This window comes from Actinosynnema sp. NPDC059335 (assembly GCF_042752395.1).
Lineage (GTDB): Bacteria > Actinomycetota > Actinomycetes > Mycobacteriales > Pseudonocardiaceae > Actinosynnema.
In genome coordinates this window covers 24768-32135 of sequence record NZ_JBHYXZ010000100.1, presented here as the reverse complement: position 1 = coordinate 32135, position 7368 = coordinate 24768, and the positions used below count along the sequence as shown (strand labels likewise).

9 protein-coding genes are annotated in these 7368 nt (G+C 71.2%); 7 read left to right on the top strand and 2 right to left on the bottom strand.

The features are described 5' to 3' along the window. Positions 1-117: 117 nt before the first annotated feature. Together ACFXGA_RS27135 and ACFXGA_RS27130 are read right to left on the bottom strand one after the other, a co-directional pair. Positions 118-333 carry a DUF397 domain-containing protein gene (locus ACFXGA_RS27135; protein ID WP_378092494.1) on the bottom strand — a complete coding sequence of 72 codons (216 nt, stop codon included), beginning with the start codon at positions 331-333 and terminating at the stop codon, positions 118-120. After that, positions 330-1202, bottom strand: a complete 873-nt coding sequence (locus tag ACFXGA_RS27130) for a helix-turn-helix domain-containing protein (RefSeq protein WP_378092492.1) — start codon at positions 1200-1202, stop codon at positions 330-332. The genes ACFXGA_RS27135 and ACFXGA_RS27130 overlap by 4 nt, the downstream gene beginning before the upstream one ends. A gap of 501 nt (positions 1203-1703) precedes the next feature. Here ACFXGA_RS27130 and ACFXGA_RS27125 point away from each other — a divergent pair. The 7 genes from ACFXGA_RS27125 to ACFXGA_RS27095 all read left to right on the top strand — a co-directional run bounded on the left by ACFXGA_RS27125 (position 1704) and on the right by ACFXGA_RS27095 (position 6324). Next, positions 1704-1967 carry a hypothetical protein gene (locus ACFXGA_RS27125; RefSeq protein WP_378092490.1) on the top strand — a complete coding sequence of 88 codons (264 nt, stop codon included), beginning with the start codon at positions 1704-1706 and terminating at the stop codon, positions 1965-1967. After that, complete coding sequence (locus tag ACFXGA_RS27120) at positions 1964-2290, top strand: hypothetical protein (RefSeq protein WP_378092488.1); 327 nt, start codon at positions 1964-1966, stop codon at positions 2288-2290. The genes ACFXGA_RS27125 and ACFXGA_RS27120 overlap by 4 nt, the downstream gene beginning before the upstream one ends. 36 nt (positions 2291-2326) lie before the next feature. Further along, on the top strand, positions 2327-2551 hold the full coding sequence (locus ACFXGA_RS27115) for a hypothetical protein (RefSeq protein WP_378092486.1): 225 nt from the start codon (positions 2327-2329) through the stop codon (positions 2549-2551). A 144-nt stretch (positions 2552-2695) separates the two neighbouring features. Further along, positions 2696-3451 (top strand): sigma-70 family RNA polymerase sigma factor, encoded by a 756-nt coding sequence (locus tag ACFXGA_RS27110; RefSeq protein ID WP_378092484.1) that lies wholly within the window; start codon positions 2696-2698, stop codon positions 3449-3451. Between the two features lie 84 nt (positions 3452-3535). Continuing rightward, positions 3536-4828: a hypothetical protein gene (locus tag ACFXGA_RS27105; RefSeq protein WP_378092482.1), complete on the top strand. Its 1293-nt coding sequence runs from the start codon at positions 3536-3538 to the stop codon at positions 4826-4828. Positions 4829-5430: 602 nt separating this feature from the next. Next, a complete protein-coding gene (locus tag ACFXGA_RS27100; RefSeq protein WP_378092480.1) occupies positions 5431-5997 on the top strand; it encodes a hypothetical protein in 567 nt (188 codons plus the stop codon). A 120-nt stretch (positions 5998-6117) separates the two neighbouring features. Next, positions 6118-6324 carry a hypothetical protein gene (locus ACFXGA_RS27095; RefSeq protein WP_378092478.1) on the top strand — a complete coding sequence of 69 codons (207 nt, stop codon included), beginning with the start codon at positions 6118-6120 and terminating at the stop codon, positions 6322-6324. Positions 6325-7368: the final 1044 nt, after the last annotated feature.

Below are 7368 nucleotides of genomic sequence, written 5' to 3'. Positions count from 1 at the left end.
GCCTCCTTCACAGAGGCTGCGGCCGTTGCCGTTTGCCGCGGTCAGCATCGCCGCGTGACTGCCCGGTCCGGACCGTCGAATGCGCCTCTATCGACGGTGTGCGTGCCGCGTCCGCACTCAGGCCTGGTTGGCGTGCAGTGTCCGCCGTAGCGCGGCGAACCCAGCCTCGGTGAAGATCAGCATTCCGTGGTGCCGGGCCTTGGTGTCACCGATCGCGTAGAACCTCGCGCCCTGGTGGGTGAGCGTGCCCACCTCTACGCACTGGCCTTCCGCGCTGTAGCTGCTCTTGATGAACGTGACGTCGGCGAAGTCGGCGGGCTGGGGAATGCTCACTGGGACAGCTCCTTGATCCTTCTGTGGACGATGTCGATCGTTCGATCGGCCGGTGCGGCCTTGTCCAGCAGCGACTCGAAGGTCGAGGCGTACACCTCGATCTCCTCGGGGTCGTCGTGCCAGTGCGCGCGCAGAAGTCCCTCGCTGTAGACCACGCCCGGATCACGGAGCCGTGGGTCGTCGGGGAACTTCATGACCGTGAACGGTCCGGCGAGTCCGCGATGCGGTCCGGCGTCGTCCAGCAGGATCCGGATGGTGACGTTGGGGTGCTCGGTGACGCGGATCAGGTGCTCCAGCTGTGTCTTCTGCACGACGGGACCACCGACCAGTAGTCGCAGGGCACTCTCGCCCAACACGAAGTGGAGGGTGGCGCTGCCGATGACCTCCTGCCGACGCAGGCGCAACGCCGTACGGCTGCGGATCAGCTCCTCGGACGGCGCGCCGAGGGCCTTGATCAACTCCCAGGCGTAGTCCCTGGTCTGGAGCAGACCCGAGATCACGGCCGGTTCCCACATGGACAGCGTGCGAGCGCCCTGTTCGAGACCGACGAACCTGCCGAAGGTCACCGGACCGTACTGGTCGGGGTTCTTCTGGTCTTCCCACCAGCCCTTCCGACGTCCGAACGTGACGCGCTGCCACAGCACGTCGAGCCGGTCCGGCGTCTCGTACAGGCTCGTCAGCGCCTCCAGGTCGTCGTAGCCCGGTAGCCGCTCCCCGGTCTCCAAGTGACCGGCTTTGGCCTTGGACCACCCCAACTCCCTGACCACGTCGGCCAGCGTCAACCGCCGCGAGGTGCGCAACTGGTGCAACTCCATCGCCACCCAGCGGCGACACACGGTCGGGTTCGCCGACAGCGCCTCCACCCTCACCCCTTCTTCCTGCGACCAGGCAGCGTCAACCGATGGAGTGACCAGCACAAACAATCACTCCGTGTAGGACGACACCACCCATACGGGCGCTTAGTTGTAGACACTCCCGAACTGTAGTGTCTACAACTGCCGGTGCGGGATCGCCCAACCCGGCGCAGTTGGCCGGGACGGCGACCCGCGGTTCGCATGTTTGGACCACACGTGCCGCTCATCCTCCCCCAGGGGGGTGGGGTCGCCGTCCCGGTCCCACCTGGGGAGCGCCCCCGGCTCGGGCACGTGGCCCGGTCATCGGTCAGCCGGGGTCGCGACGTGCTGGCGGCTCCGCCCTGCTGGTCGGGGCGGGGCCTGCCTCACGGCCGACACGAAGTGGAGGCGGCGGGTGTGGCCGACAGTGGTGGACCTGTGGTTCCCCCTCATCGCCGCGGTGCTCGGGGCCGGCTGGGCCCTGCGCGACGCGGTCAGCCCAGCTCGCCCCGTGAGGACACGCGATCGGGGACGATCATGACACTGCGGGAACGATGGCGCGCACGGCGGACCAGGGTGGCGTGCCGGGACGAGTACGGGCACCGGGGCGTGATCATCCCGGTGCCGAGATCGGGTGGCTGCGGCGTCGAGTTGCGTACCCCGCTGGGCACGTTGGTGTTGACCCCGTTGGAGGTCGGCCACCTGCGCGAGGGCCTGCGGGAGAAGTTGCTCGAGTCGGCCGAACTGCTCGCCGCCGAGGAAGCCGCGGCGAAGGCGTCGGCCGGCCGGGTGTCGCGGTGAACCCGGCGGTGCCGCGCCCGACTCCGCACCCGGTGCGCGACCGGTTGGTCGAGCGTCTGTTGGGCGCGGGATTCCGGCCGACGCCGGCGGCCTGGACCTGGGGCCGCGTGGCGCTGGGCTTCGTGCGCCACCACGACGGCGTGGTCGACAACCTGCTGGTGCCGGAGATCGGTCCGTGCTCGTTGATGCGGACCGAGGTGCTCTCGGTACCCGGTGAGCCGAGCTGGTTGCTGGGCGAGGTGCTGGGTGTGCGCGACGGCCGCCTGACCGATCTGGTGCGCATGGCTCTGGCGCCGGTGCACGGCCCGGGGCGGACGTCGTGACCGGCCGGGGACGCGCGGGACGCGGTCCGGGACGACGTGAGCGGCGGCGAGGTGGACAAGCCGCTGGAGGAGCTGCCCCAGCGACTCCAGGTGGCGCTGCTTTTGGAGGCGTTGGAAAGCGATCCGTCCGAAGTGGACAGGATGTTGGAGGCCCGGGCACGTCGCGACGACATCGCCCGCCCGCACAGCCGATGGGGTCACGGGTCGGGCTGGGAGCCGGATCTCGAGGAGCCCACTCGCCGCCGCGAACGTGGGCGGTGACCTCGGAGGGTGCGGCGCGCGTCCGCATGCCAGGCCGGACTGCGCGCCCCCTCCTTCCCGCGCGGTGCCCGACTCCGACAACCCCTTGGGAGTCGGGCACCGCGCCCTTTGGTCGGTTCACGAGCGTGGAGAGGTGTGGTCGTCATGCCCCGGACACCCGAGCAGGTGATCGAGGACGACGAGTTGGTCGACGCGGTGCGGGCCGGGCGGACCGCCGCCTACGCGCGCCTGTGGCTGCTGCACCGCGACGTCGCCCTGGGGGTGGCCCGCCGGATGGTGCGCGGGCAGGCCGACGCGGAGGACGTGGTCTCGGAGGCGTTCGCCCGGGTGCTGGCCCAGCTGCGGCGCGGCGGCGGGCCGGACGGCCCGGGATTCCGCGCCTATCTGGTCACGGCGGTGCGCAACGGCGTCCGCGACCGGGCCCGTGGCGAGACGCGGGTGGAGCCGGTCGCGGACCTGGAGCTGGTGGCACCGGCGCGGATCGTGGTCCCGTTCGACGACCGCGGGGTCACCGGCGCGGTCGAGCGGGCGCTGGTGGTCGACGCGCTGCGGCGGCTGCCGGCGCGGTGGCGGACGGTGCTGTGGCACACCGAGATCGACGGACGTCCACCGGCCGAGGTCGCCCGGTTGTTCGGGATGACGCCCAACGGCGTGGCCGCGCTGGCCTATCGGGCCCGTGAGGGCCTGCGTCGGGCGTACTTGCAGGCCCACCTCGACCGGCGGGTCGTTCCCGCGACGGCCTGTGGGTGGGTGGTGGACCGGCTGGGCGTGTGGGCCCGCGGCGGCCTCGGCGCAAGCGCCGCCGACCGGGTCCGCGACCACCTGGCCGGCTGTGGCGGCTGCCGTCGCCTGCTCGCCGACCTGGCCGACGTGACCGGCCGCCTCGTCCGCGCGGCCTGACGCCGCGCGCCGTACCTCCCCGCCCCTCCGCCCCCGGCGGCAGGGGTGGGTGTCCACCACTTCCGATCGAAAGGCAGAACCTCTGTGACCAGGCAGATGTCCCCCGACGCGCGTTACGTCCTGGCGGTGCTGGCGCGCTCGCCGATCCGGGTGCCGGAGATCGACGTGCGCCTGGTGCACGACCTGGTCGACGGGCCGCCGGAGCACACCGAGCAGGTGCTCGACGAGCTGCTGGCAGCCGGTGAGCTGCGACCGGCGTGGACGGCGGGGGTGTGGGCGCTGACCGGCACGCCGTCCGCCGACGACGCCCTGGCCGAGGGGCGCACGGCCCGCCGCGGGCACGACCCGACGGAGGTGCTGCTGGCCTGGCTGGTGGGCGTGGCGGTGGAGGCGGACCACACGGTCAGCCCGCTGTCGTGGCGGCTGGCCAAACCCGCAGGCCCGACGTCGTGGCCGTTCGGCGGCCGACGCGGCGCCGTGGCGTGGTGGGAACTGCACCGCGCCGAGCTGCTGACGTTCTTGCAGGACCTGCTCGACCGGCGGCTGTGGCGGCTGACCTGGACCCTGGCGGAGGCGCTGTGGGGGTTGGGGCGGGCCACCGGTTACGCGCAGGTGCAGATCACCAGCCAGCGGATCGGCCTGCTGGCGATCGTCAACGACCACGAGAACGCGGTCGATCCCGACGCCGAACGAGCACGCGCCTACCTGCTGCGCCGCGCGGTGTTCTCCACGCGCCTGGCGTTCGGCTTGAGCGACGCCGGCGAGCACGTGCTCGCGGTACGCGCCGCCGACCAGGGCGTGGAGACCGCCAAGCAGGCTGGCGACCCGATCGCGTTGGCGGCGGCGTTGAGCACCCGCGCCCGCACCGTGCTCGCGGCCCGCGCCGTGGACCGGGTCGAGGACGGGATCCGCGACGCGCGCCAGGCCCTTGTCCTGGACGACGCGCACGAGTATCTGCGCGGCGCGGGTCTGCGCCACCGGCGCCTCGGCGAGTTGTACGCGCTGGCCGGGCGGGTGCCGGACGCGCTGATGGAGTTCAGCGTGGCGGTCGACCTGCTCGACCGGGCAGGCGACGCCGTGGGCCGCGCGGTCGTGCAGGCGATCACCGGTCACGTCCTGGTCGGGGCCGGAAGGGCGACGGACGCGTTGACGCCGTTGCGCACCGCGCTGACCACGTTCGCCGACGTCGGCACCGCCGGGCAGCTCGGCCACGCCTACCACGGCCTGGGCCTGGCGGCGCTGGCGCTCGGCGGCCGCGAGACCGCACGGCTCTACCTGACCAGCGCCGAGCAGCACTACGAGAACGGCAACCTCGGCGACCGGGCCGACGACGTGCGCCACCTGCTCGACACCACGCTCGCCGAGGACGTCTCCTAGATCCACGCGCGACCGGTCTCCTCGGGCCCGCCACCGGCGATCACGGGTGGCGGGCCCGTTCGCGTCCGGGCGAACCGTCACGTGCCGGAATGGTCCAGAGGGGTGATCTTCGACCGTGTGGGTGAGCCGGTCACGGACCGTTCCGAAGCCTGAAGGGAGACCGTACGGGCGGTACTGATTCCCGTTCGACTGGAACACCGTTTCGGCGGACGCGTTTCTGCTGGTCACGGCGGTAGCGTCATCCGTCCTTTCACGACACCGACCCGTTGGCGCGGGGGCCGGGACCGTGGGTGACAGGCCAGGGAAGGACCCCGAATGGATCACGCAACACCCGCCGAGGACGGCGTGGTGCCCGATGAGGAAGCCGCAGAGGTCGAACGAAGGTTCCAGTGTCTGGGGGAGTTGTTGCGGTCGGCGCGCAGCGTCAGCGCGGCCGTGCGGTGGTGGACGGGCGAGGGACCGCCGGAGATCAACGTCATCGGCGCGCGGGAGCGGGTGCTGACGGTGCCCGAGTACAAGGTGCTGGCAGGGAAGCGCCACAGCCGTGGCTACGAACGGCTGGGGCTGCTGCGCACCGGCGGGCCGGGCCGGCAGGTGGTGGCGTGGACCAGGGCGTTGGTGACCCCGACCGGCTGCCGGCCTCGGTGCGGATGCGGCTGGGCATCCCGCACCCGGACAACCCGGTCGCCACGTTGCCGACGTGTGAGCCGATCGGCGTCGTGCTGGGCGAGCTGGGGGAGCGCGCGGTGCGGACGAACACCGCGGTGACGTCGGCCCTGGGCCGCCAGGACGCGATCGGCTCCGAGTTGGCCTACCGGTGCACCGGCGTGTGGGTGGTCGACGGGCTGCCGGCGGTCCAAGCCCATGAGGAGATCCTGTTCAACCTGGTGGAGGACTTCGCCCCGCCGGGCCGCGTGGAGCAGCTCCGGACGCTCGCCGACCGCCTGGCCGACGACGAACCGGCCCTGCCCGACGGGGTGTGCGACCTGCGGGTCGACCAGCCTGCTGAAGCTCTCGCCGTGGCCGGCGCTCTCCCCGACCGGGCGGGGGCCGACCTGCCCGTGGCGACCGGCCGCGGCGAGACCACCCGGCGACAGCCCGCTGAGCGGTGCGTCGAGTGCGATGGGCCTCGGGCGTCGCAACGTACGCGAATGCGGAAACCGTTGTAAACGGTCACGCTGATGCCACAACTCCGAGCCACAAAACTGCGCGCCCCTCATTGATCGATAGAAGCATCTGCGACCCCGAAAGTGGCTCTGACCTGGTTTTTCAGGTGAGGAGTCTGTTCGATGTGGATCTGGTTCGCAGGCGGCTACGCCATCTTCATCACGGCGCTGATCGACTACGCCGCGCACGTCGCGCTGTCCGGAGCCGACACCCGCCGCCGCGCCGACGCCTACAGGGTCGTGCTGAAGCTCGTGTTGACCTCCGGGGCCGGAGCGGCCGGACTGGCTGCCGTGGCGTTGCGCGCCTACCAGCTCGACCTGCTGGCGTGAACATCCCGCAGCCACCGGTCCACCGGGCACCGCCCAGGCGTCGCCGGACAACTCCGGGTGGAAATCATCGAACATCCGCTTGATCGGACACGCCCTGCCAACCTCGTCCAACATGGTGTTTACGCAGGCCAGAGGCTGACGGTGTGCCAGTTATCCATAGGTCGGCGGGTTTTCATGTCCCTTAGCAATCGGGTTGGTCGTTGTAGGGTGCCCACCACGACGTTCACCTCGGCAGTTCGACCGGCCTTCACTCCCCCTCGCGGCACCACCTCCGGCACGGGCCCGGTCGGGGGCGAGCAGATCCCGAACGGGATCGACCCCGCACCGGGGGAAGGCAAGGCCAGCTTCGTGACGGACGAGGAGAAGTCGGAGGGATCACCTTCGTGGTGGACCCGGGCACGAGCCGCTCGCGCGTGTGGGCACCTGGCGGTCGGTCTGGAGGCTGCGACCCTCACGGGTCCGGCCCTGACCGACGGAAGCCCGGTGATCACTGCGATCACCGGGCTTCTCGGTCTCGGTCTCTACCTCGCTGCTGGACGGCTGCGTAAGAGGTGACCCGGGTCGGCGGCCGGGAGGCTCGCGGGGAGGCCACCCCGCGGTGATGCTTCTCGGCCGTCGGCCTTGTGACGTGCCGGTTCATCCCGAAACGCTCGTTTCGGTGACGCCGCCACGTCGACGGCAAACCTACCCACGACTTCGCGAAAACACCAGTTCGCAACACCGCTACCGGTCGTCCCACGAGCCGTTGACCAGCAGGTTCTCGCCTCGTCACCATTCTGCTGAATCCCCGTTAGTGGACGACGGCACCCATCAACGTGAAGCGATTGCGGACAGAATTCATGTTTGACAGGTGGGATGGAATCACGCCGAAGATCGTCAGCCGCAGTTCGGCCACGGGATCGTGTGGCGCAGCACTCGACGCGCACGCGGCCGCAGTGGTCGTTCCCCTTCGGCGGTGACCACCCTGGGCGACGAACGTCGGGGAACTCGCGCTGCGCCGGTTCGACGCCGCGTGCCGTAGAGCGAACGTGGTGGCGCCCCGGG